The 26296-nt window shown below is 39.7% G+C and carries 25 protein-coding genes; 13 read left to right on the forward strand and 12 right to left on the reverse strand.

The genetic code is table 11. The features are described from left to right. The first annotated feature begins 256 nt into the window (after positions 1–256). Positions 257–1054 (forward strand): substrate-binding periplasmic protein, encoded by a 798-nt coding sequence (locus MTBPR1_RS05600; RefSeq protein ID WP_069186588.1) that lies wholly within the window; start codon positions 257–259, stop codon positions 1052–1054. A 291-nt stretch (positions 1055–1345) separates the two neighbouring features. Next, on the forward strand, positions 1346–2056 hold the full coding sequence (locus tag MTBPR1_RS05605) for a substrate-binding periplasmic protein (RefSeq protein ID WP_069186589.1): 711 nt from the start codon (positions 1346–1348) through the stop codon (positions 2054–2056). Positions 2057–2094: 38 nt separating this feature from the next. On the opposite strand, the gene MTBPR1_RS05610 is transcribed toward MTBPR1_RS05605, so the two are convergent. Together MTBPR1_RS05610 and MTBPR1_RS05615 are read right to left on the reverse strand one after the other, a co-directional pair. Next, a complete protein-coding gene (locus MTBPR1_RS05610) occupies positions 2095–4506 on the reverse strand; it encodes a transporter substrate-binding domain-containing protein (RefSeq protein WP_069186590.1) in 2412 nt (803 codons plus the stop codon). Next, a complete protein-coding gene (locus tag MTBPR1_RS05615) occupies positions 4507–5277 on the reverse strand; it encodes a substrate-binding periplasmic protein (protein ID WP_069186591.1) in 771 nt (256 codons plus the stop codon). Positions 5278–5522: 245 nt separating this feature from the next. On the opposite strand from MTBPR1_RS05615, the gene MTBPR1_RS05620 reads away from it, so the two are divergent. Then, positions 5523–6308 (forward strand): substrate-binding periplasmic protein, encoded by a 786-nt coding sequence (locus tag MTBPR1_RS05620; RefSeq protein ID WP_165602618.1) that lies wholly within the window; start codon positions 5523–5525, stop codon positions 6306–6308. Between the two features lie 137 nt (positions 6309–6445). Here the strand turns inward: MTBPR1_RS05620 and MTBPR1_RS05625 are convergent, their stop codons facing one another. Next, positions 6446–6718, reverse strand: a complete 273-nt coding sequence (locus MTBPR1_RS05625; RefSeq protein ID WP_069186593.1) for a hypothetical protein — start codon at positions 6716–6718, stop codon at positions 6446–6448. Between the two features lie 525 nt (positions 6719–7243). Between MTBPR1_RS05625 and MTBPR1_RS05630 the strand changes: the two genes are divergently transcribed. The 3 genes from MTBPR1_RS05630 to MTBPR1_RS05640 are packed head-to-tail and all read left to right on the forward strand — an operon-like array spanning position 7244 to position 10573. After that, on the forward strand, positions 7244–7486 hold the full coding sequence (locus MTBPR1_RS05630) for a MerR family transcriptional regulator (RefSeq protein ID WP_069186594.1): 243 nt from the start codon (positions 7244–7246) through the stop codon (positions 7484–7486). Positions 7487–7498: 12 nt separating this feature from the next. Next, positions 7499–9604, forward strand: a complete 2106-nt coding sequence (locus MTBPR1_RS05635) for a hypothetical protein (protein ID WP_069186595.1) — start codon at positions 7499–7501, stop codon at positions 9602–9604. A 3-nt stretch (positions 9605–9607) separates the two neighbouring features. Then, complete coding sequence (locus MTBPR1_RS05640; protein ID WP_069186596.1) at positions 9608–10573, forward strand: hypothetical protein; 966 nt, start codon at positions 9608–9610, stop codon at positions 10571–10573. A gap of 451 nt (positions 10574–11024) precedes the next feature. Here MTBPR1_RS05640 and MTBPR1_RS05645 read toward each other — a convergent pair whose 3' ends face one another. Further along, positions 11025–11216, reverse strand: coding sequence for a hypothetical protein (locus tag MTBPR1_RS05645; protein ID WP_069186597.1), 192 nt, complete (start codon positions 11214–11216; stop codon positions 11025–11027). Between the two features lie 555 nt (positions 11217–11771). Between MTBPR1_RS05645 and MTBPR1_RS18080 the strand changes: the two genes are divergently transcribed. After that, complete coding sequence (locus MTBPR1_RS18080; RefSeq protein WP_165602619.1) at positions 11772–13382, forward strand: recombinase family protein; 1611 nt, start codon at positions 11772–11774, stop codon at positions 13380–13382. A gap of 157 nt (positions 13383–13539) precedes the next feature. Continuing rightward, complete coding sequence (locus MTBPR1_RS05655) at positions 13540–14820, forward strand: tyrosine-type recombinase/integrase (protein ID WP_069186598.1); 1281 nt, start codon at positions 13540–13542, stop codon at positions 14818–14820. 1 nt (position 14821) lies between these two features. Here MTBPR1_RS05655 and MTBPR1_RS05660 read toward each other — a convergent pair whose 3' ends face one another. From MTBPR1_RS05660 to MTBPR1_RS05680, 5 genes are read right to left on the reverse strand one after another with little or no spacing between them, the layout of a single operon-like run. Continuing rightward, positions 14822–16108: an adenylate/guanylate cyclase domain-containing protein gene (locus MTBPR1_RS05660; RefSeq protein WP_069186599.1), complete on the reverse strand. Its 1287-nt coding sequence runs from the start codon at positions 16106–16108 to the stop codon at positions 14822–14824. Then, positions 16095–16622 (reverse strand): helix-turn-helix transcriptional regulator, encoded by a 528-nt coding sequence (locus MTBPR1_RS05665; RefSeq protein ID WP_069186600.1) that lies wholly within the window; start codon positions 16620–16622, stop codon positions 16095–16097. Before MTBPR1_RS05665 ends, MTBPR1_RS05660 begins: the two co-directional genes overlap by 14 nt. 47 nt (positions 16623–16669) lie before the next feature. Next, positions 16670–17143, reverse strand: a complete 474-nt coding sequence (locus tag MTBPR1_RS05670; RefSeq protein ID WP_069186601.1) for a diheme cytochrome c — start codon at positions 17141–17143, stop codon at positions 16670–16672. Between the two features lie 16 nt (positions 17144–17159). Continuing rightward, on the reverse strand, positions 17160–17567 hold the full coding sequence (locus tag MTBPR1_RS05675; RefSeq protein WP_069186602.1) for a DUF1924 domain-containing protein: 408 nt from the start codon (positions 17565–17567) through the stop codon (positions 17160–17162). After that, complete coding sequence (locus tag MTBPR1_RS05680) at positions 17564–18682, reverse strand: cytochrome b/b6 domain-containing protein (protein ID WP_165602620.1); 1119 nt, start codon at positions 18680–18682, stop codon at positions 17564–17566. Before MTBPR1_RS05680 ends, MTBPR1_RS05675 begins: the two co-directional genes overlap by 4 nt. A gap of 486 nt (positions 18683–19168) precedes the next feature. Between MTBPR1_RS05680 and MTBPR1_RS05685 the strand changes: the two genes are divergently transcribed. Next, on the forward strand, positions 19169–19555 hold the full coding sequence (locus MTBPR1_RS05685) for a hypothetical protein (RefSeq protein WP_069186604.1): 387 nt from the start codon (positions 19169–19171) through the stop codon (positions 19553–19555). A 167-nt stretch (positions 19556–19722) separates the two neighbouring features. Here the strand turns inward: MTBPR1_RS05685 and MTBPR1_RS05690 are convergent, their stop codons facing one another. Next, positions 19723–19950: a hypothetical protein gene (locus MTBPR1_RS05690; RefSeq protein ID WP_069186605.1), complete on the reverse strand. Its 228-nt coding sequence runs from the start codon at positions 19948–19950 to the stop codon at positions 19723–19725. 716 nt (positions 19951–20666) lie between these two features. Here MTBPR1_RS05690 and MTBPR1_RS05700 point away from each other — a divergent pair. From MTBPR1_RS05700 to MTBPR1_RS05715, 4 genes are all read left to right on the forward strand, one after another. Then, entirely contained in the window at positions 20667–20891 is a 225-nt protein-coding gene (locus MTBPR1_RS05700; RefSeq protein WP_083222916.1) for a helix-turn-helix transcriptional regulator, read from the forward strand. Positions 20892–20944: 53 nt separating this feature from the next. Beyond that, on the forward strand, positions 20945–21628 hold the full coding sequence (locus tag MTBPR1_RS05705) for a hypothetical protein (RefSeq protein WP_069186608.1): 684 nt from the start codon (positions 20945–20947) through the stop codon (positions 21626–21628). 307 nt (positions 21629–21935) lie between these two features. After that, positions 21936–22316, forward strand: coding sequence for a hypothetical protein (locus tag MTBPR1_RS05710; protein ID WP_069186609.1), 381 nt, complete (start codon positions 21936–21938; stop codon positions 22314–22316). 301 nt (positions 22317–22617) lie between these two features. Further along, the gene (locus MTBPR1_RS05715) at positions 22618–23409 is read left to right on the forward strand and encodes a hypothetical protein (protein ID WP_069186610.1); all 792 of its coding nucleotides are present in this window, start codon (positions 22618–22620) and stop codon (positions 23407–23409) included. Between the two features lie 61 nt (positions 23410–23470). Here the strand turns inward: MTBPR1_RS05715 and MTBPR1_RS05720 are convergent, their stop codons facing one another. Together MTBPR1_RS05720 and MTBPR1_RS05725 are read right to left on the reverse strand one after the other, a co-directional pair. Then, positions 23471–24163, reverse strand: a complete 693-nt coding sequence (locus tag MTBPR1_RS05720; protein ID WP_205631211.1) for an endonuclease — start codon at positions 24161–24163, stop codon at positions 23471–23473. Positions 24164–24802: 639 nt separating this feature from the next. Then, positions 24803–26047, reverse strand: coding sequence for a replication initiation protein (locus tag MTBPR1_RS05725; protein ID WP_069186612.1), 1245 nt, complete (start codon positions 26045–26047; stop codon positions 24803–24805). Between the last annotated feature and the right edge of the window lie 249 nt (positions 26048–26296).

Consider the following 26296-nt stretch of genomic DNA (forward strand, 5'->3'; position numbering starts at 1 on the left):
ACCGATGGAGTTCCTTCATGCGCCATAAACATCAACCCATAAACAAACACATACAATCGTCCTGGCATACGCCACAGACGGAACCTTAAAAGTCATGTAGAATTAAGTATTGGACGTGAAAAAGCTTCAATATACGAGTTTTTCAACAGCCTCAGCCTCAGCCAGAAACGGAAATATCTATCATTTTTCTCTCGAACTACTAAAATACTACAAACTGTGTGATGAATGAATGTAGAGCAGCAAAAAAGATTGAGGCATGAGTATATTAATGAAAAATAAAAAGTTGCTTAGCTTAGTAATATATCTAGCGTGTATTTTGCCTCTTTGCGTCACACATGCGATTGCCGCAAATAAACCTTCCATCGTGATTTGTGGCACGACATGGGGAAAGTTATCAGGGCCAAGCCTTCCAAATAAGGGATTTGTTGCAGATTTGGTTTTACGTGTTTTTCAACATGCCGGATATGAAGCTAAATACGAAATTGTCCCTTGGGCAAGATGTATAGCAGGGGTTAAAGAACTGAAGTATGACCTTGTTGCTTCAGCTTGGCATGGGGACGAAATAGATGAGGAGTACAATTATTTAAATGATATATTAATTGATTCCATTAACTTCATTGTTCCCGAAGGTTCTACAATAAAAAGTGGAAATATTGAAAGTTTTTATGGCCTACATGTGGGTATGGTTAGAGAAACCACTGGAATTGTAGAAGCGTTTTCTAAAGAAGATAGAAATAACCTCAATATAAGCTATACTGCGAACCTTAGCAGTCTTCCTAAAATGCTAATTGGTAAAAGGTTTGATGCTATTGTTGGAGACCCTGTTAATCTTAACGAAGTTATGAAAGAACAAGGGCTTAATGTTCATCACAAGCTTATTACACTGCAACCACCATTGAAGACCAATATTCAAGCTCCTATTATTTCAAAGAAGCATCCAAATAAAGATCAGATTATTTCAGATTTTAATAATTCTTTTCGTATATTGGTGTCTGAGGGAATGTATGATGATTTGATCACATTGCATGATTATCAAGCCAATTATCCTAAATAGCATTACGTTTGAAAAACCTTTTCAGGAATTTATTTCCGTTATGGCTAGGCTGTATCAAATATCTTCTGATATGACGATTAATAAGAATAAGTAGCTAATATCCGATAGCTTACCAATTATTGGCGGTTTTACGATTGTTGCGAAATTATGCGTCGATTTTAAACAATAAAACTTGGAGAGTTTTCAACACGAACTCATGTAGTGGGAGCATTGTCTATTACGCAATCATACTACTGGTATCAACCTACTGACACGAGTAGTATTTATAAAAACAGGTGGACAAGCTACATTATGATTAGAATATCTCTGACATTTCTTTTTATTCTTCTTTCATGCAGCGTTGCACGAGCAAATGAGACAATTACGCTTTCAACTCACCTTGCACCAAATAGTCTCGTTTACAAAACAACCAAAGCCATCTTGACTGAAGCTTTTCGTCGTGTTGGCAAAGATTTGATATTGCGTGCAACACCAGGTGAAAGACCTATTATTGAAGCTGAGAATGGAAAAACAGACGGTGACGCTCACCGTATCTTTGATATCATAAAAATTAAAAAGTTGAAAAATTTGGTTCGCGTACCTGAGGTTCAACAAGTTATTAGCGACTATGCATGGTCAAAAACTGTTAATAATTTGGATGACGGGTGGGAAGGGTTAGATAAATATAGAGTTGGAGTTCATTCAGGCTCAATTCTGATTTCAGAAAAGGCAACACAATATGCTAAATCTGTTACAAAAGTCGGAAAGCATGACCTCTTATTCGAAATGCTGAAATTAGATCGATTTGACATTTTAATTACGACACCTTCAGCTGCTGAAGTTCTTAAAACAAACCAATTTAAAAATAGTGGAATTCGTAAAATCGGAAAACCGCTTACGTCGCTTCCGATTTATACTTATCTACATAAAAGACATAAAGACTTAGTCTCAAAACTGGCCCAAGCACTTCGATCAATGAAAGCCGATGGAAGTTACGATAAAATTCTAAGCAAATTTGACTAATTGCTCGATTTCATATCAAAAAACAATTGCCTAATAAATCACTGTTGAACTTTCAAACGCAGGCCTAACATTGAAACGTCATCTCGGCGGATTTCATTACCTTGATATTCTTTTAAAGCAGCAAGAATGTGTTGTTTTTGCTCCTCCATCGAAATATCACAATGTTTTGAAATTTCTTGCTTTAATCTCTTTTTACCAAGCATACGACGTTTTTCACCACCTACTTGATCTACAATTCCATCAGAGACTAAATAGAAACAATCGTGTTCCGAGACAGGAATAGAGATATTTGCAAATTCTTGGTCATGAGGAATTTCCTTATATCCAATTCCTTTTTTATCGCCTTTAATTTCTTCAATATTATTTCCATTGAATTTAAACAATGAGAACCTGGCACCAGAGAATATCAGGTCTGTTTTATCTTGGATGAAACAAGCACCAAGCTCTAGTCCATCATCCGATTTAGCGCTACCTGTATCTTGCCCAAGCGACATTTGGACAATTTGGTGCATTCTTTGGATAAGACCTCCCACATCACCGGATGCTACATCTTCCTGTGCGCGATCTAATGCTCCGGTTGCAATCAAAGACATAAAAGCACCGGGTACACCGTGTCCTGTACAATCTGCCAATATTATGAGGAAACCTTTTCCCCAACTTCTGGCCCAATAGACATCTCCACCAACACGGTCACGTGGTTCCCAGATAATAAAATAGTCATCCAAATGAGTTTTGAAGAATTCTTCTTGAGGCAATATTGAACGTTGGATATTGGCTGCATAATCGATACTGCTTGATATTACGCCATAGGCATCTGAAAGTTCCTTAGTGCGGTCTTCCACCATTTGTTCAAGGTTTTCCTGATAGCGCTGTAACCCTTCCGCACTTTCTTTCTCTTTCGCCTGCATTTCGTTATAGGCTTTTACGACTTGGCCAAGTTCGTCCTTGCTTTCCCATTGAACGGGATCTTTTGAGCTGTCTTTTTTCGTTTTTTCAATGGCATGGCGTAAATGCCATAAGGGGCGACCAATTACCACTTGAACAGCAAACATCGTTGTTGCGATTAGCCCTGAAATTAATACTAAAATAATAATGCTATTGGTTTGAATGTGTTCCCAAACATTCTCCCAAATCTGCTCATCATGTACTGAAACAATAAGCATACCAATCTTTTCACTCTTTCCATTCGTAGAGAAAGTCAGGTCACGTTCCATTTTAAAATCAGCAGAAGTCACTTGTTTTGTGGTCTCGCCAACCTCACCCAACAACTTTCCTGTAATGTCATAAACTGCAGCACTTTGAAATTCAGGTATCAGTAGCAATTCTCCAAGTAAACGCTGAACTTCGTCAATGTTATATTCCCAAATAGGTGTTTTAAATGCTGAACTTTGGATATTAGAGATACTCTTAAGCGAGTTGATAAGTAACTCTCGTTCTTTTTTATAATAAATTACTTCCATCACAGTAAAAATCGCGACCACAGCAAAACTGACCATTGGGATATAAATAGTCAGTAATTTGGAGGTTATGGTTTTAAAAGCTTTCGTTTTATCCGCATCGTGTATTTCTTTTTCACTGATTTGTTGCACTTTCAATCGGCTCATATAGAGAGCTGCAAAGCCAACAATAATAATTAACAGTGCTGTCCCCCAAATTAAGTAATTGTATTTTTCGGTCTGTTTATGTGCTGAAAACCATTTGGCATATATCTTATGAAACTCTGATGTCTTGGCAAAGTCAGAAGACGTTTTCTCTAATCTGGATAATAAGTCGGGCAGCCCCTTTCTTACAGCTATCCCCCTGTGAATTGTTTTCATAGGTGGCTCAAGGGCTCTGATTTTAGTATTTAACCCAAGCTGAGTAGCGAGCTTCCAAGTAACTGGCGCAGGATAAGCAACAGCATCTACGCGTCCACTTAGTAGCCCAAGTATAGCATCTTGCAGAGTGGGGAAAATTTTAGTGTCTAAATCATCTTGAACGGAAATTAGTCGAGCCCCAATATTTGTATGAACGCCACCCACAATATGACCTGAAAGATCAGTCGGATTAACAAAGGTCGAACCTTTTTTTACGAAGAGCTTTATTTCAAATTTTTCAATCGGCGATGTGAATCGAGAATATTCTTTTCTTTTAGAAGAGATCCCTAGATTGGGAATAAGGTCAGCACTACCATCCTTAAGAGCTTCATGAACTTCAGGCCACGAAGAATATACTTTGTAGGTTATCTTGATTTTTTCTTTCTTAGCAATTGCATTAAGCACATCAATTGCAAACCCAGTTGGTTGACCTGAAGAGGTTAAGGAATAGTGAGGAGGGAAATTTGCTGGCATTGCAGCAATATACTCATCCTTTGCAAAGGATGAGTTAGAAGCAACTATTGTAATTAAGAAAACAAATAAAGAGTATATGTGGAAGTATAAGAGACTCTTTATGCTAATGAGAACATGCATTTACTGTGTCCCATCATATTTTTTGAGTATTTTTTGAACAACTCCATTTGATTTAATTCTATCAAATGCATCTGTAATATGTTGATATGGGATTTCTGACTGCTTTGAGACAACACATTGTATTGGGACAGAGTTTTTACTGGTGAAAACCGTCGTGATTTTATCTTCATAGCCAAAGGCTTTTACTAGGTAGTTCAATTTCATCCGGCCATCGACAACGGCATCAATAGTACCACTATTCAACTTCTCTAAATTTGCAATAAGATTTGAAGCATCTCTTCTCTTTGCTAACCCATTTTTTATAATAGGGTCGATTGAATGCGGATAATTGAAGCCACTAATAGTTCCAATTTTAAGGCCCTTTAAGCTATTGATGCTTGATACATGTACAGCATCTGCCTTTCGCATTATGATGATTTCGTGATCATCATATAATGGAACGGTCCATTTTACTCCTTCTAATTCCCCTAACCATTTGGGTGATGTTAAACAAAGAACATCAACAGTACCCTTGGTGATCGCATCAACAGAACGCTTTCTTGGGATATGACTGAAGTGGCTCTTTGCATTTAGTTCTTTTGCTACAGAAGTTGCAATATCTTTAAGGAGTCCTGTTACCAGGTAATCTTCAAAATGAAATACAAATGGCGGCGGCATATGTTTGCCAGAGCCAAATGTAAGGATTGGTTTTTCATCTGCCAATGTAATGTTTGGGGCGAGTGCAAACACTATAAGGATAAGGGATATGACCATTGATTTTAACAGTTTCATTTAAACCTCCCTTAAATCACCAGTGTCAGGAATTATGCTAATCTTCCAACTGTCCCAAGTCTACAATTACCTATAGTAATTATAAGTCTCTCTCTAAAAGGCCTATAAATATATGATGGCAGTCACAATGGAACACCGTGTCACTCTTTGACTCTCTTTTGATGATGACCTACTCTAAGGAGACTTATAATATAGGCCTCTTTCAATCTCCTTTTTCCTCGGACCTTAAAAGGATAGCCGTCAATATGATGAGAACTTTCGCAACACTCATTGTTTTCATGACTTGCTTTCTTTCACACACAAACTCTGCCTTCAGTGAAGACAAACTATTTATAATGACGGAGGAGTTTCCGCCATTTAACTACACTGTTGATGGGAAACTTGAGGGTATCGCAGTTGAGATCGTTTCCGCGATTCAGGCTCGATTAGGCTTGCCGAAGACCATAAAGGTCTACCCTTGGGCAAGAGGCTACAATTATCTGCAAAAAAAGAAGAACGCAGTGTTGTTTACTACGGCGAGAAACAAACGTAGAGAAAGTGAATTTAAGTGGGTCGGGCCTATAGCAGAATCGAGAATTGGGCTCCACAGCCTCACTAGAAAGGACTTTAATATCCCGTCGATGGAAGATGCACGACGCTATTCAATCAGCGTGGAACGTAATTCCAATCCTATGGATATTTTGGTCGGGATGAATTTTACGAATTTAAATCCCTCGTCTGATCCAATAAAGAACTTGAAAAAGTTGTTAGGCGAAAGGAATGACTTATGGTTTACGAACACTGCTGTTGCTTCGAGAACTCTAAAACAAGTTGGTAAAAAAGAATCTGAAATCAGTCTGGTGTATGAGTTTAAAACCACGCATCAGTTTATCGCTTTCAACAAGAACGTGCCCGATTCCATGATTGCCCGTTGGCAAGATGTGTATGAAGAAATGGTTCGAGATGGCTTGGTGTGGCAGATGTTTAAGAAACACTCATTGACATCACTATATCCCAGAGCCTTGGAGAAACTTTATCCTAGGTCTCCTTGATTGCCGCATTGGGTCAGCAACAGCCCAAATGGTCTGTTTCCTGTGTTAGTCCGCTTTACCTTTAATAGCTGCTCCTGATATCTTGTTATCAGAATCTATCTCGAAAATGATGTAGTGTCAGATTTGCTCTATATTCGTTAACGCTTACGAATTCTTCTCAAGATAGAAATGTCTTTCATTTGTATCGCCAAAATACAAATACTTAGAAATGAAGCCCATTTCTTTTGCTTTGCCAGTAAGTCAATCTTACGAGCTAGGTCGTTTTCGGCTTGAATTTTCCCTTCCAGATCATCAACTCTTTTTCCAATCAACAAAACTTCCGCCCGAACTTGGGATAAAAAGCTCTCCGTTAGAGATTGCATGTCCTGATCAGTTCCATTTCTAGCGATAAATTCTTCAAACGTTTCCATATCCACTCCATAGGTTTATGCCTTTCTTTAGTTGTATTTATTCACTTGACACTTTGATAAAGGCGGTCCTATGGCGAAGATAATTTCTACCAAAGATCCTACAGCGCTCAGTCACCACTCTATTTAAAGATGAATGATATTAAATTATACATTTTAAAAATTGAATAATCGCATAAAGCAACATTTTGAAAAAATTCTCCAACCAGGAAGAATTTTAAATGCGGGCCGGGTATATTGAAGATCTATTGTAAGCATGGGCGCACATGCTCACATACTCGAATCATAGAAATAGCGGCAGTGTTTTTGCCGGCTTACTTATATATTAAGCTGCTGGGGTTTTCAGCGGGATGGTTAGTTGCGCCTTATTTTCATGGGTTCTTAACCACAACACTGAGCCAAAAATCCATATTCTGCAAAAATCACGTTTTTCGCGATTTTAGATGCAAAAAAGTGCATCAAAACGTCATTTCTACGATTTGGGGAATATAAATAACTTTATCAAATTCAAACAAAAAGGAGACTAAAATGTCAAATCTAGAAATCTTAGACGAAGCGGCTGCAGGAATTTACATCGGGGGTAAAGAATCACCGATCTCAGCACGCACAATGCAACGTTGGCGACTTGCCAATGTTGGCCCCAAATTTATTACAGTCGGCGAAGGTCGCCTTATTCGATATCGCCAATCCGACTTGGTTGAATATCTTAATAACTGTACTAGCACCTCGGGTGAAGAGAGCGATCCCGAGATGCTAGAAAAAGAAGTATGAGGTAGGTGATATATGAGTAAAAATTACGTAACCCTTCTTAAAACAGAGCAAAGGGCAAATAAGCTTATCAAAAAGACTGACTCCGGCGACGTATCTAAAGAAGCAGGGTCACCAATCACAACTGCTAGTGGGGTGACCATCAACGTACCTGACTGCGATTCAATGGCAAAGGTTTTAAAGCACGTCGCAAATGATCCAAATGCTGTGATCGTCCCTAGCGGCTATTTTCCCCAAACTGAACCAGATAGCGATGAACCATTAGCAGAAGGTCGCACGTTCAGAGTTTCTTCCAAAAAATATATTGCAAAACACACAGGCTTAGATCAAGACGATACCGACAGTTTGTTGGGCTGGCATGAGATCAATGGTGAGCCGCACATTGCACGTGTCAAAAACAACATGCAGCCTACCATTTGGATGCTGTTTGATCGCGATGAAGTTAAGGGCATGCCCAAACATCTGGCTTCCATGTCAGATCAAGAATGGCTTGATGCTATGTCGTCTATGATCCCTGAACTTGATGAAGTCTCAATGGTGAAAGTTCCAAGTTCAACAGGTCGCGTTTTAATTGATGGCGAACCTATGTCAGCCACTGGAAGGCACTACTACGTTCCTATTGATGACGGGAATGACCTTGAAAGGTTTGGAAAAACCTTGCTTCAACAATCTTTCTTAAACGATTTAGGCTTTATGCGACCTCTATATTCTAAAGAAAGACCTGAAGAGGTTGTTAACAAGCGCCCTTGGTCTATTTTCGATGTGTCAACATTCTCCCATGAAAGAGTTGTGTACGAGGGTGCTCCAACTATGGAAGGACATGGACTTTCTCTGAGTGAACCGAATATTGAAGTTATTTATAAACAATCCAAGAAACTTGACACTCATTCCCTTCCAAGCCTTAAAAAAGAAGAAATTGATAGAGTTAAGTCTCAGACCGGTTGTCAGATTAATGTTGGAAAACGTTCAGAAAAATTTTTGGATCAATACGGCAAAGTAACTTCCAGAACTATTCCAACTTTTACTGTCATCAATGACATCATGCTCAAACTTGGAACACTGATCAAAACAGAGCTTGGAGATATGACCCTTGAAGATTTTTGGAAAAGTTCGCACCAGAAAGTCCGTTGCCAAGCAACTTTTCGAGAATCATCATCCATGAATGGCTTCCTTTCTCTGCATGAAGATTTCACTCCATTTCTTTATGATAATGGTTCAAATGTGAAATACGTTCTAGACCCAAATGACCTTAAGGTACATATGCCTCAAGCTTGGATTTCACGCCTTTCAAATAAAACCACCAATGAAATCGATGCCAGTTGGACTGATAAGTTAAAATTCATGAACTATTATGGCCGCCAAGCAGTATTGGAATGGGTTCACCTCAGGACACCGCATGGTCTTTCACCTTTGAAAAAGAGACTTAAAGCCGAGGAACAAACTTGGGAAAATGAGAAAATTCAAGCTGCAAATGACAATATGAAGCTTGATGCAGAAGAAGATGGTCGGAGCGCCATTTACTTTAATCCGATCAGAATTCCCGAAATTATCAAACAAGCCGAAGACGTTATTTTTCAGGATACGGACCATGAAATGGTGTTTTCCCATTCACAAAGGCTCGTTACCATTAACGGGAAACGACCTACAACAATCGGAGAAAAGCACAAGGAAAACAATTCTCCGGATAGCGAGAACGCTTTAGGCTATAGGATCGTACCGTATGGACCGCATAAATTCGACTTACGTTTGAATAAGTCCTGCGCATTCTTTAAGCAAACCAAAGGCGGTTCGTTAGAAGAAATTCCGGTTCCAAATAAAGTTACTCAAACGATGCTTGAAGTAAGCCATGAGAGAGCACCTGCACTCACTGGCATCATTGATCATCCCGCCCTTAAAAATGATGGAAGCATCCTCAAAGGGAACGGTTATGACCCCGAGACTGGTCTGTACACAGCAATTCCCGATGATTTAGTGCCTTCTCTTCCTGAAAAAATCACTCAAGAAATGGCATCTAACTCATACAAATGGCTTTGCGAAACGGTATTTGACGAGTTTCCTTTTGCCACTGATTTGGATAAAGCCGGAGCAGTTGCGATGCTCTTGACTGCTGTTCAAAGGTGATTAATGATTGGAGCTGAAGGTGCTCCCATGTTTGCAACATCTTCGCCTGTTCAATCCTCTGGAAAAACCACATTAATTCAGTTGGTTTCTTACCTTGTACAAGGTTCTGGCTTAGCCGTAAATCAATGGCCCAAGAATGATGAGGAAATGGGTAAAAAATTGCTCAGTATTTTAACTGGCGGTGAAGCGATTGTTTTATTTGATAACCTCCCCGAAGCGGTGCGTATTGAAAGCAATAAACTAGCAAGTGCCTGTACAGCTCCGAAATACAGAGATCGTAAACTTGGAGAGAACATTGAAATTGAAGTTCCAACTAATGTTTTATGGTGTTTTTCAGGCAACAATATTCAACCTGTCGGGGACTTCAATACACGAATGATGAATATCTATTTAGACCCAAATTGTGAAGACCCTGACCGTCGATCGTTTTCAAGAAGTGATTTAGAAGGTTGGTGTTCTACAAACAGAGCAAAATTTTTCTATCATTCACTCATGATTTTAATGGGACACAAGCAACTAGATAACGAAATCTCATGCCAGACCACCCGCTTTAAGGAATGGGATAGCCAGATTAGAAAGCCTATGCTTTGGGCTGGTGCTCCTGATACTGCTGAACTGTTAGACCGAAATAAGGCTGAAGACCCTCTAAAAGCTGGTAGAGCAGAGCTTCTCGAAAAATGGTTTAACACATATGGGAAACAAGCCGTTCCGCTTAAGACTGTTCTAACTGATTGTAAACAGTATAATTCACAAGCTCAAACTGAAGGATTGCAAACCGCTATTTCTGATTTGGTGCCCCATGATCAATTAACTTCGCGTTCATTTGCATCTTTATTGCAGAAGTTCGTTAACCAATGGATCGGAGACTATCGACTTCAAATCGAGCGTAATACAACGAAGTCCAAAAGGTCTTTAAAATGGTCTGTTGAATGCAAGTCGTATGATCAAGGCTTAAACGACGATTTCTAGAACATCCGTTCATAATGTTTCCACCATCATCACCTAGTGATAACCTTATTGTGGGGGTCAAGGGGGTTGAGGGGTTATATTTAACCAGAAGAGATTTGAAAGTATATTTTTCACAAAAAATACATTCATCATGTCTCTTCTATTTTAATAGCACTATAGCCCCCTAACCCCTATAGGTGATGAATGGTGAAGATCGAAGCTGAAGATAGCCTTTGACGGAAAGCATAATTTTTTTTCAAAAAATTGATCAATTCTCGGAAAAATTAAAAATCGTTATAGTAGAATACAAATGCCATAATCATCAATTAGGAGTTCCAAAAAGGACTGTACTTTGGCTACTATCGTTACAAGCCATAGGAGATTTATCATATCTATTTTAAATCCTTCGCCTTGTACCTCAGTCAATGAGTCCTTTGAGCCTAGATGTTCTGTAATATTACCTTGGCAACATTCACTCTAAATACCCCTGACAAAGCTTGATAAATTGCCCATCAAGCCTCTTCTCAGCATCAATAGCGAATAAAATCGTCCCTTCTTTTAGCCCTCTTTGTCGCAATTGATATGCTTTGTTATCGACTAAAATGAGTACTTCTGCTTTGTCTGGACTGTTCTTCAAAAGATTTTTCAACTCACCAACCGTCATTTAATCAAAGACCCTGCTGGTAAAGCCGCTAAAAGCAGAGGAACTGCGAAGAAACGAAAAGCCTTATAAATAGATTTGTAAGTATCACCCATCATGATTACAATTATAGCGGGATAAACTATGCTGTAAATTATTTAATTGATGTGAGTGGTCAAATGTTCTGATATCTCAGCATTCCGAAAACCTAGAATTCATTGGGGAACAAAGCTGATTGTTCGAACAAATTTGTTCAAAAACTGGTGCCATGTTGTGCAAGAAAATCGATCATTTCAAAAAAATGCCCCGATTTCGAGAAAGTTAAATGGCCTTGTACTATAATGAGCAAATCACTACCAGATCCGGCTCTGGGGGCTCCCCAGTGTAACGGACTGGCATATTTATTTAACTTTTTAGGAGATATAATTTGACAATAAACACTCATCCCCACAAGCAAAAAACACAGTTTAATACTGTGGAATCTAAGGAAGGAATTTCACACTCTGAATATTTAACCAGCTTTGTAAAAGAACTCGCCCGTGCTCAAGCCCTTCATGATCATCAGAAGGAGGTCCTGCAATGAAACGTGCTGTAATCTATGCCCGCTATTCTTCTGATAAGCAAAATGCCAATTCCTGTGCTGATCAAATCAGACTGTGTACACAATGGGCAAATAAAAATAATATTTCTATAGTGGACAGTTACTATGATGAGGCTATGTCGGGTTCGACAACACATAACCGAACAGGTCTAAACACCTTACTTTACGATGCGAAATCAAAAGATTTTGATATTGTCCTCTGCGAACACCTAGACCGCTTAAGTCGTGACCAAGGTGATTTAGCTGATATCAGAAAAAAACTTAATTTTGAAGGAATTGACCTTTACACAGTCTCTAACGGAGAAGTTAGTACAATTGAGATTGGCGTCAATGGCTTACTCGGCGAAATGTACCTAAAAAATCTTTCTGAGAAAACACACCGAGGTATGGAAGCAGCATTACAAGCTGGTCGTATCCCTTGCGGAAAATCATATGGTTACACCCCTACTGAAGGACAAAAAGGTTGCTTTACGATTGATACCAATGAAGCAGATATAATCCGTCGTATTTTTTCAGAATATATTGATGGTGCAACACCTCACCAAATTGCCCTAGGCTTAAACAATGATAACATCCCAAGCCCAAGAGGTCAGAAATGGAATAAATCCACTATAGCAGGTTCAAAAAGTAGGCTTAGTGGTATTCTTCGTAACAGACTATATAACGGTGTCTTTGTTTGGAATCGACAACAATTCAAAAACAATCCTTACACGGGTAATAGAAATTCGGACCTAAACGATAAAAGTGAGTGGCAAAATTATGATTTCCCACAATACGAAATCATAGATGATATAACTTTTAATAAAGTTACTGAAATTCTTTCAGAGCGAAGCACCAATACCAGTCCAGTCTCCAAGCGTAAAGCGAAGCATTTACTGTCAGGCTTAACCAAATGTGGTTGTTGTGGCGCTTCATACACAGTACAGGGTAGTGATCGTCTTCGTTGCGCAGGATTGAGCGAAAGAGGCGATTGCGACAATACAAGGACCATAAAACGTGTTGAGGTCGAAGACCGTGTTCTGACTGCACTTCAAAGTCAATTAACATCACCGGAGCTTATCTCAACTTACATCAAAATCTATCATGAAGAGCGAAAACGTCTCAAAAGCCTTGAGCGTTCCGAAGCAGACAACAAACGTGCTCGTCTAATTGAACTAGAGAAAGAAATTCATAATATTCTTAAGATGATCGATGCTGGAGTAGCCTCATTAGAGATCGCAAATCGTTTAACAAACAAGGAACAAGAGCGAGAAACTCTCAATGCTGAGCTAGCATTAATTGAAGAAGATGATGTTGTGCAAATGCACCCTGGTACTGCAGATCACTACGGTAAGCTTGTAGCAAACCTTCAAGACACTTTATCTCAGTACGAAGAAGGTCTTGCACGTGATGCTGTGTTTGCAGAAGTACGTTCGCTTATCGAAAAAATCGTTATCACGCCTGAACAAATTGGTAAAAAAGGAAGCCCCGTGACTATAGAAGTACACGGGGTCCTAGCTTCTTTATTGTCCGTATCGAACAACTCCCCGTCATGTTGGGGAAAAGTGGTTGCGGGGGCCAGATTTGAACTGACGACCTTCAGGTTATGAGCCTGATTGGTACATTTTCTAAAAAGCTTGCTTTTCTGCAGTTTTCATTATATTACAATAACTTGACTGCGACAGATAGTGACACAAAACGACATCCAACGTCAAGAAACGTCACTCAGCACCCTCAAAATTGAAGACACAGTGAAGACACAGAAATATGCCAGGCAATCAAAAGATCACAGACAAGTTCGTTAAAAACCTGAAAGCACCAGCTACAGGAAACGTTGTCACATACGATACAGACATCTCAGGATTTGGTATTCGTATCACTCATACAGGCCATCGTGCATTTGTCCTTACCTATAGATTCAATGGCCCACAAAAAAGGCTAACCATCGGTCAATATCCTACTTGGTCGGTATCAGCAGCAAGAGAAGAAGCTAAATATCTCAAACGTGAGATCGCTAAAGGTTTTGACCCGCTTGCAGATAAAATTGAGAAACGTGAAGCACCTACGGTCAACGACCTTTGGGAAAAGTATCAGGAAGAGCATTTGCCGACTAAAGCTGAACGTGCAGCCAAGGATGACGCCTCTATGTGGAAGAACTATATCCTTCCTAAGTTTCGAAAAACAAAGCTGGCTTCGATAACGGCTGATCAGATTGATAAGTTTCATAGAGAGATTTCTATTGATAAACCTGTCAGAGCAAATCGAATTATTGAAGTATTTCGTAAAGCCTTCAATTTAGCCATTCGTTGGGAGTGGGTTTCCAATAACCCGTGCAGTGGCGTTAAGAAGAATAATGAAGAACCACGCCAAAGATATGCTACTGATTCTGAGATTACAGCTATCACGGATGTTATGCGAGTTCATAAGGAACAAACGTCTTGTGATGCCATTCGTATGCTTTTACTGACTGGGGCAAGAAAAACTGAGGTTCTTAAAGCCAGATGGCAGGATATAGATCTTGAACAAGGGGTTTGGATTAAACCTTCAGCCCATACAAAACAGCGAAAGTTCCATCGCGTTCCCCTAGCCTCTAGCACTGTTGAGTTGCTGAAGAAACGTAATGAGAACAATGACACCCATAGCCAATGGGTTTTTGAGGGTGTGATTGAAGGCAATCACCTGACTGACATTAAAAACACTTGGAAATCTATTCGTGAACGTTCAACTGTTATTCTATGGCGTGAAGATCCTCGCTTAAATAAGTTTATGATTAGCTTGGATGAGCAATACGGCCCCAAGTTGACATGTAAGAAATGCCTTGCAGAAGCTGAAACACTGAATATCAACATGCCTGTTGGCGTTATGGATTTACGAATGCACGATCTTAGACATACATTTGCGTCTATCCTTGCCTCTTCAGGTCAAGGCTTGCTTTCAATCGGTGCATTGCTGGGGCATACACAACAGCAAACAACACAGCGTTATTCCCATCTATTTGATGAACCACTTAGAGAAGCGGTTAATATTGTTGGCAGCAAGATTGCGTAAATTATAGCAACTTGTATCTAGAAATATTAAGAGGCTCTTCTCGCCCTTTTACTGTTATCTGTTCAACATTATGAGAATATTGCTTAGACATTATGTGCTCTTCATGTCCCTCAATCACAATCTCACCTTGTTCCGCAGCAGAGCAGAGTCGAGAAGCCACATTCACGGTATCTCCAATAACTGTAAAATCCATCCGGTTTGTAGCACCAACAGTTCCAACCACGACATCACCTGTGTAAATACCGATACCAATACCTCTTGGAAGGTTAGACATCTTAGTATCCTCTAGGGCTTTTTTAGCAGCTTTTAATGCACGTTCTTCTGCTTTCTCACCTTGGAAATGAGCAAGAACCGCATCACCAATCATTTTATCCACATCACCACCCTGCTCCCGCACAGCTTCAATAACAATGCCTAGTGATTGATTGAGGAATGCCACGACGTTTTCTGGTGTTTCACGTTCACAGAAGTCGGTAAAGTCCCGAACATCTGAAAACAATATTGAGGCTCTAACTCTTCGTGAAGCGACCTCACCTTTGCCTGTTGTGGAACGGATTGTTTCAACGGCTTCATTAGACACCAGTCTTTGCAAACGTAAGCGAAATTCATTCAGCAAATCTGTGCGGTAGTTAATATCTGCTTGTGCATGGCGAACCAATCGGTTCATCCCCAATGCCAGCAGTACCAAGATACTAACGGGAATAAGAGTTGCTGGAATAATAACTTTCAAAGTTATACCATCAAGGTAATCAACGGGTTCATATAATTCCATAACAATTGGGTGTGTAGTGTCAGGAACTTTTACGTAGAGTTCGTATAACTTATGCCCATCGGGGCGTTGTTTCTCTACCAGAGTACGGACACCATTTAGGGCATTCAGGTATCCCTTGCTGAGGTCTAATGTGCCGATCTGTGCTTCTTCACTTGAATAGAGCAAGAGACCATTCTGTCCATAAACTTTGAGATGGGATAAGCCAAGTTCCTTCACTTCATCACGCAACGTATGGAGAAGATGTTCACCTTTTGCAGTGTCATAAATTTCATTAGGTGTGTTTGATACCTGTAAATTCTCCCATGCCTGATGATCTTTTTCACTTAATGCCCGATGAATAACAGCAGCACGATTTTCAGATATTTCAAGATAGATTTTTTCAGTAAGCCACGTACTGCCGTTGCTCATGATAAAACCGATTAAGACTGTCAAGAACAAGAGGCTGGGCAGGATAATTCTGCGAAACCTGTTTTGAAGAGGGTATGGGGCTTCAAACGTGATGCTATCTTCCGCCATCGTTTTCACCGATCATTTTTTCACCTGCCAAAAGGTCTTCAACGAAATATGCAACCAGTTCATTTCGACCTTTCACCCCCGTTTTTTGATAGATGGAACTGGTTTGGCTTTTGACGGTTCCGACTTTTGTTTCCCTAATATTTGCAATTTCTTGTGTGGACATGCCTTTGATTAGAAGTAAGGCGACTTCCTGCTCAGAAGGTGAGAGTTTCCATTGATCAAAGTGACGCTGAATGACACTGAGCAACTCACCTGATGCAACTTCCACCGTATCTTCACTTTGACGGTGCTTTTTCAATAGCTGAATAATCTGCATACCGATGATGATCAGGGCAAACGTCAGGGTCAGGACCGCAAGAAGTTCAATCTTGTCATGTCCAATCCATGTCGTATCAATATCAATGCGAAAGAAATCCGCATAGACATCAATCAAGAAAAAGAGTTCGCAAATAGCAATCACAACAAAGGATAAGATCAATCCCTGCACTTCAAAACGATTGTTTTTATTCGCCATGAAAACTTCCCCCTTGATCATCACAACATAAGATACGACGAATGTATTCAGTCGTCATCATAATTACCCATATCTGCACGAGGATGGCAGGCAGCACAGTTGGCTTTGCTTTTTACTTTGGGATCAGACCATGCGTAATTGGGAACTTCTTCATTATGTTCACGAACCCAATATGGAATCTCTGTAATACGAAGTGGTACCCAGTCATCACGTACACCACGCATGAATTTACCACTCCACCATCCAGCATCAGAGGCATTCTCAACAAGATAGTTTTTGATACCCTCCGCTGTTGCCTTGTCCAAAGACGCGTCTTCACCAAAATGATCACCTAATGTATCCATGATTTTCACCCATGAACGTTGCGGTAACATCTGTGGCTGGAATGCCATATGGCAATCACCACATTCTTTTTTGACCGTTTCATCTTTGATTGATGGAAACCTTTCATCGGCGTGAGCAAATGAGTTTCCAACGATGATAAAGGTTGCTGCCAAAAGCAGAGTTTTCTTATTCAGCATTATGTTAATCCTTAAATTATTGTGTCAGCATAAAAGTGATGAAGTCGCCTTTTTCAGTTGCACTACAGACACGCCCTAAAACACTGTTGCAGTTTCGACGGAACCACTTTTCGACCTTGCGTTTATCGGTGTAGCGATCTGGTGAAAGAGATGTGGCGAGTGGGGCAATTGTTTTACCTGCTCGTGTTAAACCAGTCCCAGTAGGTCTATCGGTATGACAGGAAGTGCAGGCAGGTGTTTCTGCTTTTCCCGTTGCATGACGGGCAAGGTAGAATGCTTTACCTCGTTCGGCTGAGAACCCCATGAAGGAAGTGTCTTCCTGTTGGGCTTGTGCCTTATATTGATCCAGTAATGGTGAGGCAAATGCGGGTGTTGTCATGATTATAGCGGCAATAATCAGTGTGAATTGTAATGGTTTTCTCATGAGTGAATTCCTTTAGGAAGTTTAATCTGGTCATCATCAAAACGACCGCTCTCAGCATCTTGGTGACAGGCATTGCAGTTGACTTTTGACCCAATAGCAGCGTGTCTGAAGTCGCTATCTTTCAGTTCGTCATGCTTCTTCTGCCAATAGCGTGTGTCGGTCATACGTAGACTACGGGTGTCATATCGACCGATCTTATGGGCGACCTCAGTATCAAAGGAGAAAGCATCTTGTGCGTTTAGGTACGTAGCGATTTCACGACGGGTGATGTCATCCAGACTTGCATCTTCACCATAATGATCTGACAGATTGGTCAATATCGCCTGCCAGTCGTTTCGTGTACGAAGGCTTGGGTGATAGGCAGGATGGCAACCCCCGCATTCCTGCTGGTAGGTTGAATTCAAGGACATCGCCAGCGATGTTGGGGAGGCTGTATTCACCCAATAAGAAAATGCAAAGCCCACACCAATGATGATCATAAGACCCGCAAGAGAGTGCCACATTGAAACGGGTCTACCCGTTTCAATGCCATCTTTTCTGCCTGTAATCATGGCTTTGATCAAAGGATGATTGAAGATTACGGTTTCGACCAACACAGCCAGAATGTGAATGCCAATAACAGTCATGAGAATACCTGCCAGCACCTCATGAACATCTTCACTCCATTCACCAACTTGATAACCAACAACAGATGCCAATGGTCCGTTGTTTTCTTCTCCACCCCAGACAAGGAAGCCTGTGACAACGAGTAAGATCAGAGTTGTAAGTAACGCAACGATCATCCATGCCCCGACAGGGTTATGTCCGGCATGTTGGTCTGACTTCCCTTTGATAAGGTTCTTAATATGTTTGAAGACGCTTACCTGGGATAAGGGGAAAGTATGAAATCGACTGTAATAACTACCGACAAATCCCCAGATTAATCTGAACACCAATAAACAAGATAAGACATATCCAGCATAGACATGCACATCCAGCCACCAGTCTTCAAAGAAGTAACCTGTCACTGCTGCAATAGTGACCGTTATGACCATTGCCCAATGAAATAGTCGTAGAGGTAAGTCCCATATGATGGGTGATTTATTGTGCTGTGAAGAGGCTTGGGTCTCAGGCATTTCGTATCCTTCGCTTTTGTGCATTTCGATACGACTAACTTGCTGGGTTTATGCAGAGTTCACAATCAACCCCAAAGGTAATGCGGGGTTTTATAACTTTGGTTTATATAGCCCTAAATTGGGTGAGCATCATCAGGACAAGGTTTACTTTCAATCGGTGCATTGCTGGGGCATACCCAGCAACAAACAACACAGCGTTATTCCCATCTATTCGATGAACCACTTAGAGAAGCAGTCAATATTGTTGGCAGCAAGATAGCTTAAATTAAAGCAGATAGTTTTAGATTCAGAGGGCGGGATTTTTCCTGCCCTTTTCTTTTGCCCTAAAAACCGCTTGCACAATAATAACTATTTTACTGAAAAACCAACTAAGTTATTGTTATAAATGCATATTTACAAAACAAAACACAGTGTCCGGGTGAGAAAAAAATTCCAAGTTTAGTATCTTCCTTTCAGTTCAAACAAACAACCCGAAAGGAATACATTATGACTACTGAACTAACTGTAAAAGCTGTAATCAAAACTATTCAGAAAAACACAATTACGCAAACTTTCACTATCTCAGATGAAGAGTTCTTTAAAGGCTGGCAGAGCGGGGAAAAGACACGCATCAAAAATTTCGTTTCTTTGGAACTTGGCAAAGTCGCGGATTTGATCGCTGCAGGTAAGAATGATATCGCACGCAACATTGCTTTTGCGAAAGCCCTGTTTTTAATCGGAAAAGTAAGAAGCACTTGGACTAGACGCAAAGAACTCGATATTCATTTTACGGCAGACCTGTCAGATTTTTTCAATGACCAGTTCAGTTTGGAAATTGAAACGAAATCAAAATCTCGCAGATACACCCTCGGTCAATACTCAACGTTTGATTGACCCTCTAAACAAGCTGCGTAATCACCATACGGAGACAGGCAATGCCTATATCCTGGTCTTATTAAGAAGCACACATTTCGATGTGGGCTTCTTTTTTTGCCTTACAATACCTTCCTTTCAGTTCTAATAATTCATGATAGGGTTTCTAAAATTTAGGCACTTACAGATCAGAGAACACCACTCACAAACGCATTTACAAAAACCGTGATTCCGCAATTACCACACGCTACTGGCACTACAGGAAGAACCTGTCCATCATTGCCGCCATGGTATTCGTTCAGTTCATAAATGGTATCAGAAACATTCCATTTCTTAGAACCACACATTTGACAGGTGTTATCGCCCCATTTGTCTTGTAAGTGAGCAATCATCTGGTTGGCATCAAACTTTGACATATCATCAAACTCATTCTGTTGTTCTGTTTATTAAGACTACAGGACCCAATGAGTTAAAGCACGAAAAACTATCTGCACAATAATAGCTATTTTTAAATCAATATCACATACAAGTTGCTGTTTTGATTGCTTTTTAAGAAACAAATCACAGTATCCGGGTGAAATATTCAAAGCAGATTCAGTACCTTCCTAACAGTTCAAACAAGCATTCTGAAAGGAAATTATGATGCTTACAAAAACAAGGAAACACACATTGGTAGTAGTGAACCACCCGTTCAAAACAGTAATGGAATACGTAGCGATTTCCCTACCATTATCCACTCTGCATATTGCGAGACAAACGAGCCTTCTAAATAAACAAAGCTCAGAAGACTTGGTCAGAAAACTCCACGACCTCTTCACTAGAAAGCTGACCCCAGAAGACGACAGAGTTTTGTCAGCAGTTCTACCACTCTTGGAAGAGCATAACGCTTACAAGCAGCTTAACGAGAATGAAGCATATGACTTGGTAGTGCTTGAGTTATTAGAAAACAGCTGCGTTGTCAAAGTCGATACCCTGTAATTACCGACTGCACAATAACCAATACTTTTCAATCTAATTCAAGACTAAGTGATTGTTTATATATAATACATAGAAACCAATCACAGTGTCCGGGAGTTCAAATCCAATTTCATTTTATAAAATGTTTACATCATTAATTGCAAAGGAGATGCATATGGATACTGCCCTGAACAACACCCCTAACCTTCTTGAAGGCTTCCTTACACAGGAACAGCTTTCAGAGCTTCTAGGGCTGTCTGTTCGAACACTTCAAAGAAAACACGCTGAACGCATTGGCCCACCACGCATCAAGCTTGGTTCCAAGATCTTTTACAAGATTGAAAGCGTTCAAAAGTGGCTGTCTGACCTAGAACGTGAACCCGTTCTCCGCAGACGATAACTAATATTTTTTCCGGCAATCCTGCCATAACTTCCAAAACGAAAGGAATTCAAATGGAAGAATATATTATCAATACCCAGCAACTAATTGCTGCTAACGCCAAAGGCGATTTGCTTGAGCCTGAAAGCTACCAGACAATTGCGGGCCTAATCCCTACGATTAAAGCTGCAATCAATGACTACAATGATGAAGAGCAAGTTGCGGCGGTACAAAATTTACTTCAACCATTGGAGTCAATCTTCATTCAAAACCTTTGGACATATGAATATCTTGATAAAGCAGTAAGGCTTCCTGATGAGGTGTATTGGCATAAACTTCTATACTTTTATATCGAAGCTGAAAACCTTGGCACAGACAATAAAAGACGTGACCAACTACTTCGCAGCTTATTTGTTGAGCGACAAAAGATGAAAGCAAAAAAGAAACGAAAATTGATGATGTACACAACAGACCGTCAACATTTCTCACAGCTTCCGGAATCCTTCACTATTTATCGAGGACAGGATCTGTTTTTTGAACTTGGCTGGTCTTGGACACTAGCCCCTCAAGTCGCAAAGTTTTTTGCATCAAGGTTTAATCAATCTGAATATGAAGAACCCGTAATCTTGGAAGCTATGGTTTCAAAAAAGGATGTGATCGCTTTCAGCAACATCCGAGATGAATTTGAAGTCATCATTGACCCCTTAAGCATCACGAAATATACAGCCTCTGATTTGGAAGTATATAAAACAGCATAAGGATGAAAGCTATGCCTATAGCCGACATACCATGAAAGCCAGCCATTCACTTGAGCTGGCTTTTTTGTTCATTGGTAAAATTAATTGAAGTGGAATTTTAAATTCCGAACCAATGTTTTTTTCACATTACAAAAAATACGCGAAACAGCTTGCACAAAAACCCGTATTTTTAACTAAATATAACATTTAACTCATTGTTATAAAAAGAAAATACATAAACAATCACAGTGTCCGGATGAAATAATTCGATCAATTCAAATACTATATTCTCATTGTTAAATCTTTAGGATATAGAAAGGACATATCCATGAAACACACATTTACTCCAGCAACTGAAACTGTAGCAACATTTATTGAATGCGATAAAGTTGTTATCTCAGCTCGTATTTCTGAAAAGCACTTCAGCCATAAGCAAAAAAAATCCCTGGCAAGCCTCTTGGGTGGTTTTAATCAAGCTGAATTAAGAGCTAAGTTGGTGAATCTATTGACCGCCCCTGACATCACAACTAATTCCAAACTGATTGAAGATGCCAAGAGATTTGCGGTTGCTTATCTTGAAAACACATTCAAGGCAAAGCAGGCTTACTTGAACAAGGATACACATGACCTAGTTATTCAGATTAGCAAAAGAAACGGTAATCCAGAATGTCATACATTCATCCGAAAAAAGCTTGCTGAAGCAGCATAAGGTTCCAAACAATGTCTTCTGACATACCATGAAAAGCCAGCCATTAATTTGAGCTGGCTTTTTTTATGATCTGTAATTTCCCTGCAGAATCTTGACTTAAAATTTTAATGTAATTCAAACAATTCACAGACTACCTCCCTTAGCTAATAACCTCTGCACAATAACACATATTTTTCAAATCATTTTTGGCATAAGTAATTGTTTTACTTGAATAATACAAAACAAATCACAGTGTCCGGGTGAACAAATCGAGGCTCATTTAGTATTATATCTTCATTATTAATTATTAAGGAGATAACAAATGACTAAAGAAACAGAACAAGTTGCTTACTATGTATTTGATGCAAAAAAACAAGCTATGCGTCGCATCTGGGTTCCACTAGAAGCTGTTACTGAGACAATTAAAGCACAAAAGGCCTTGGGCCTCCTACCATACAATACTGAAGCTAATGCTATCGAAATGCTGCTGAAAAGCACAAAGGGTAAAGACCATCGTACCCACACTGAATTAGCTACTGATTGCTTAAACCTTCTTGCTCATCAAAACTTGCTTGATATTGCAGTTGAAAAGTTTGAAGACCACTTTGCTATATTTGAGGTTCTGAATCTTGGTCGTAGAAAAACAGCTAAAGTTCAATTTGTGCCTTACTCTCTATATTCCCCTTCTCACGATGTTGAAGGCTTGGACGATAGTCAGCAATTTAATCCTAACACCATCTTACTTTACAGAGGGGTACGCCACATCATCAACAATTTCATTGATGTTGGAAAGCCCACTTACCATGAAAGAAAGAAACACGTTCGTAAGTTTAAAAAGAGTTTTGGCATCAGTAAACAAAATGAGTTCGAAGCCAAAATGCTTCAAATTCTAAGAGCTTCAAATGGACCATTAAACCACAATGACCATTTATTTCTCACTCTGCTGACCAAACTGTACGTACAGATTATGGGTTTAGGTAAAGAGGCCTACGTCAATCGTTTTACGCATAACTGTGTTATTGAAATTGATGATACAGAGCCTGCAAACACATCCTTTGAAGTCAGGCTCGATTATAGAAGCCCAACTTATAAACATGCTCAGAAAGCTGCTTAAAGGCTAAGACAATGTCATATGGCATAACATTAAGAAGTCGGTAGGAAACTATCGACTTCTTTTACTTTATATAGGGGTTTGCATTCCCCTGAACTGCTTTAATACGGTTATTCCGCTCAACCTCATAAGCAGAAACAGGATCTGATTTATCCCAGGCCTTGAGCAATTTCTTCTGCTGCTTAGATAACTTCAGACCATACTGTTCTGCCATATAGAAATAGATACGTGCAATATCACCTCTGACCTCGGGAGCTGGTTCAGCTTTCTTGGCCTTGAAGTTCACTTCAAAATCACACTTACCGTATTTACGTGGTTCACCTTCAAGCATTGTGAAACGATAATTTGAACGGTCACCATTCAATTCCCCAATTGCGGGAACCAGATTATGCAAGTCTGCTTCCATCTTTGAAAACTCAGGATCTTTTTTACAGGCCTTACGACCTCCATCCTGCCAGCACTGGCGTTGATGCCCAAACCAGTAAGCAGGCATTACGTGTTCCCATTCAATCCTGGTTGCTCGGGAATTAGGCTTTCCTTTTTTAGTGACAGGCTTTCTGGGTTCATAACCACAAGATTCAGCTACAGGGATAAGCTTTTTGCCTTTGTAAGCATAATCACACCCGCAATAAAATGTGGTTTCCATACCTTTGTGAATTTTAACAGCCAGCTTCTTAGCCTTGGAAAATGACTTGGGATGCTCTGCCATGGCAAACGTTGGCAAGACAAGCATTGCTGCAAGGGCATATTTTAACATCTCAGGCATCCTTTTTTGTAATCTGATAGGAAGATAGCCGAAAGCCCATTTACCTGTCCATTGGGCAAAAAAAGGGGTGATGAAAAATCACCACCCAAGTCCGCCGAGAAACTACGTCGTACTCAGAACCCCAATATGGAGAACTGATATTGATAATATATGAAACTGAATTATGGTCTTCACCCATATGAGACAAAACCTAATTTAAATTGCTTTGCAGGTAAAATAAATTGAAACACTTTGCACGGAGTTAGTGCAGAACCCAACTTTTGCGTTGCAGATTACCCTACAGGTGTTTCAGTTCCTGAATTAATTGATGCACAGAAATGAAGGTCCACATCTTTTCGTAAACACCATCATGTCGTTTACAGTAATGTTTTAAGAAATGTAAACAGCCCAAAACCGTTTACATTCCTGTGCCTTCAGGTGTTGTCATCACTTTTGACAAAAACCGTAAACGTTTTCTCTTTGGAACTGTTTACAGCAAAAAACGTTTACATCAGCACTGACAGAACATTTGTCATCAAATTGGGCTTAAAACTGTAAACGTGCAATCTCAGATATTGTTTACAATTTTATTCGTAAACACTACCGGAATTTGTTCAAAGTTCGCTGTTTACGAATGTTTACCGTTCAATTTTACCCCTGAGTTGGAATTCCTGTATCCCCTTCTGGTTCTTCAAAACCATTCGCTTCCATCCATTTATCATATTCTTCAGCAGTCATATCATGAAGGGAATTAGGGTCTTTAAATTGAGCCCTGATATTCTCCTCAGTTCCAAGTTCCTTATATAATCGTGAAAGAAACGGAAAATCTGTATTCTTTGTCGAATATGTTTCAAATTCCTCTTCAAAGAAGCGAATACAGGCTGCTTCAGGATCTTTATCTAACAGTTTTGCAGCATTTGGGCTGAGATAGAACTCATCCTTTGCTTGCTTCCACAATCGCCTCAAAAGTGGAAGAGTGACACCATCAAGGTTAATCCTTAACAGTCGACTTAGGTATTTCATTGTCTGAAAGCTAATCGGGTCTTTAGCAAATGACTGCCTGCCTTCAATTCGCTTTTCTCGAAAATCCTTATTCTTTAGATTTTGCGTTACCTTAAACTTCACGCGAACAGTCTTGTTTCCTGTTTTCTCGTAATCAATGTCATTTTCAGCCACATAGATATTGCTATTATTACTAATATCTTTGACCGCATCTTTGATCTTTTTCTTAAAATTATTCGTCTGGCCCCACGACGAAACAGGCCAATTTATTAGCTGCTTCAATACATCAATGTCATATGTCGATTTGCCCTTGAAGTCTGTCAGGTCAGAAACAAGGTTGGGATATAGCAACATTGCGTATTTCGTCTTAAACTTTGGAATGGCATTAAACGATAGATATGCGTAATAGCCATTGGACAAAATAATATCGCCAATTGTTGATGGGATTTCCACTCTGAGAGTCTTAGTATCCCTTAGATGTTCCCAATTTCCAATCAACGGATGTTGACCAGGAACCTCCTCATATTTTCGCTTGTTCAGAATTTTATATTCAACCTGAACTTCAGCCAGCTCATCAAGAGAACTCTCCAATTCTTCGAGCCTGTCAAAATTGCAATGCTCCATCACCTTGGGAACTGGGATCAGATTGCTATCAAGCTTTGCAGTTTCATCACCGTTTTGCTCATAGAGATCTATCAAGATTGAATAAATCGTATCATAGAGCCTTAGGCTTCTTTTCGTGAGATTGCCTTCAACCACAACTTTTCGCATTAAACGCATCTGATGTTTCACTGAAGGTTTTGATTTAGCATTCCAAAGTTCACCACGTATTTTCTTTGCAGCAGATCTGTTAAAAGGTTTTGGGACTTCATTCGTTCCCACAGTATCATTCATTTTTACAATCTCTTGAATCTGCTATAATTGATGATGAATATATAGCACAAAGATTCAATCTGGAAAACATATCATTTGATCTGGAAAACATATCATTTCTCAATTTCTGAAAGAGAGTTAAGTATCTATTTTATTTAGATAATCTCATTTTTTACCGGAACATCATAAAAACCTATACTGAGAACTATACTATTATTTCTGCTGACATATGTATATTTGTAGGCAATCCACTCAATTCCATATTTTCAG

Source organism: Candidatus Terasakiella magnetica, from assembly GCF_900093605.1.
Taxonomy (GTDB): Bacteria; Pseudomonadota; Alphaproteobacteria; order Rhodospirillales; family Terasakiellaceae; genus Terasakiella; species Terasakiella magnetica.

What these genes read in the sequence shown, in the direction of transcription:
- MTBPR1_RS05600 (WP_069186588.1), top strand. Translation starts at nt 257, where the DNA reads ATGAGTATATTAATGAAAAATAAAAAGTTGCTTAGCTTAGTAATATAT.
- MTBPR1_RS05605 (WP_069186589.1), top strand. Translation starts at nt 1,346, where the DNA reads ATGATTAGAATATCTCTGACATTTCTTTTTATTCTTCTTTCATGCAGC.
- MTBPR1_RS05610 (WP_069186590.1), bottom strand. Translation starts at nt 4,506, where the DNA reads ATGCATGTTCTCATTAGCATAAAGAGTCTCTTATACTTCCACATATAC.
- MTBPR1_RS05615 (WP_069186591.1), bottom strand. Translation starts at nt 5,277, where the DNA reads ATGAAACTGTTAAAATCAATGGTCATATCCCTTATCCTTATAGTGTTT.
- MTBPR1_RS05620 (WP_165602618.1), top strand. Translation starts at nt 5,523, where the DNA reads ATGATGAGAACTTTCGCAACACTCATTGTTTTCATGACTTGCTTTCTT.
- MTBPR1_RS05625 (WP_069186593.1), bottom strand. Translation starts at nt 6,718, where the DNA reads ATGGAAACGTTTGAAGAATTTATCGCTAGAAATGGAACTGATCAGGAC.
- MTBPR1_RS05630 (WP_069186594.1), top strand. Translation starts at nt 7,244, where the DNA reads ATGTCAAATCTAGAAATCTTAGACGAAGCGGCTGCAGGAATTTACATC.
- MTBPR1_RS05635 (WP_069186595.1), top strand. Translation starts at nt 7,499, where the DNA reads ATGAGTAAAAATTACGTAACCCTTCTTAAAACAGAGCAAAGGGCAAAT.
- MTBPR1_RS05640 (WP_069186596.1), top strand. Translation starts at nt 9,608, where the DNA reads ATGATTGGAGCTGAAGGTGCTCCCATGTTTGCAACATCTTCGCCTGTT.
- MTBPR1_RS05645 (WP_069186597.1), bottom strand. Translation starts at nt 11,216, where the DNA reads ATGACGGTTGGTGAGTTGAAAAATCTTTTGAAGAACAGTCCAGACAAA.
- MTBPR1_RS18080 (WP_165602619.1), top strand. Translation starts at nt 11,772, where the DNA reads ATGAAACGTGCTGTAATCTATGCCCGCTATTCTTCTGATAAGCAAAAT.
- MTBPR1_RS05655 (WP_069186598.1), top strand. Translation starts at nt 13,540, where the DNA reads ATGCCAGGCAATCAAAAGATCACAGACAAGTTCGTTAAAAACCTGAAA.
- MTBPR1_RS05660 (WP_069186599.1), bottom strand. Translation starts at nt 16,108, where the DNA reads ATGGCGGAAGATAGCATCACGTTTGAAGCCCCATACCCTCTTCAAAAC.
- MTBPR1_RS05665 (WP_069186600.1), bottom strand. Translation starts at nt 16,622, where the DNA reads ATGGCGAATAAAAACAATCGTTTTGAAGTGCAGGGATTGATCTTATCC.
- MTBPR1_RS05670 (WP_069186601.1), bottom strand. Translation starts at nt 17,143, where the DNA reads ATGCTGAATAAGAAAACTCTGCTTTTGGCAGCAACCTTTATCATCGTT.
- MTBPR1_RS05675 (WP_069186602.1), bottom strand. Translation starts at nt 17,567, where the DNA reads ATGAGAAAACCATTACAATTCACACTGATTATTGCCGCTATAATCATG.
- MTBPR1_RS05680 (WP_165602620.1), bottom strand. Translation starts at nt 18,682, where the DNA reads ATGCCTGAGACCCAAGCCTCTTCACAGCACAATAAATCACCCATCATA.
- MTBPR1_RS05685 (WP_069186604.1), top strand. Translation starts at nt 19,169, where the DNA reads ATGACTACTGAACTAACTGTAAAAGCTGTAATCAAAACTATTCAGAAA.
- MTBPR1_RS05690 (WP_069186605.1), bottom strand. Translation starts at nt 19,950, where the DNA reads ATGTCAAAGTTTGATGCCAACCAGATGATTGCTCACTTACAAGACAAA.
- MTBPR1_RS05700 (WP_083222916.1), top strand. Translation starts at nt 20,667, where the DNA reads ATGGATACTGCCCTGAACAACACCCCTAACCTTCTTGAAGGCTTCCTT.
- MTBPR1_RS05705 (WP_069186608.1), top strand. Translation starts at nt 20,945, where the DNA reads ATGGAAGAATATATTATCAATACCCAGCAACTAATTGCTGCTAACGCC.
- MTBPR1_RS05710 (WP_069186609.1), top strand. Translation starts at nt 21,936, where the DNA reads ATGAAACACACATTTACTCCAGCAACTGAAACTGTAGCAACATTTATT.
- MTBPR1_RS05715 (WP_069186610.1), top strand. Translation starts at nt 22,618, where the DNA reads ATGACTAAAGAAACAGAACAAGTTGCTTACTATGTATTTGATGCAAAA.
- MTBPR1_RS05720 (WP_205631211.1), bottom strand. Translation starts at nt 24,163, where the DNA reads ATGTTAAAATATGCCCTTGCAGCAATGCTTGTCTTGCCAACGTTTGCC.
- MTBPR1_RS05725 (WP_069186612.1), bottom strand. Translation starts at nt 26,047, where the DNA reads ATGAATGATACTGTGGGAACGAATGAAGTCCCAAAACCTTTTAACAGA.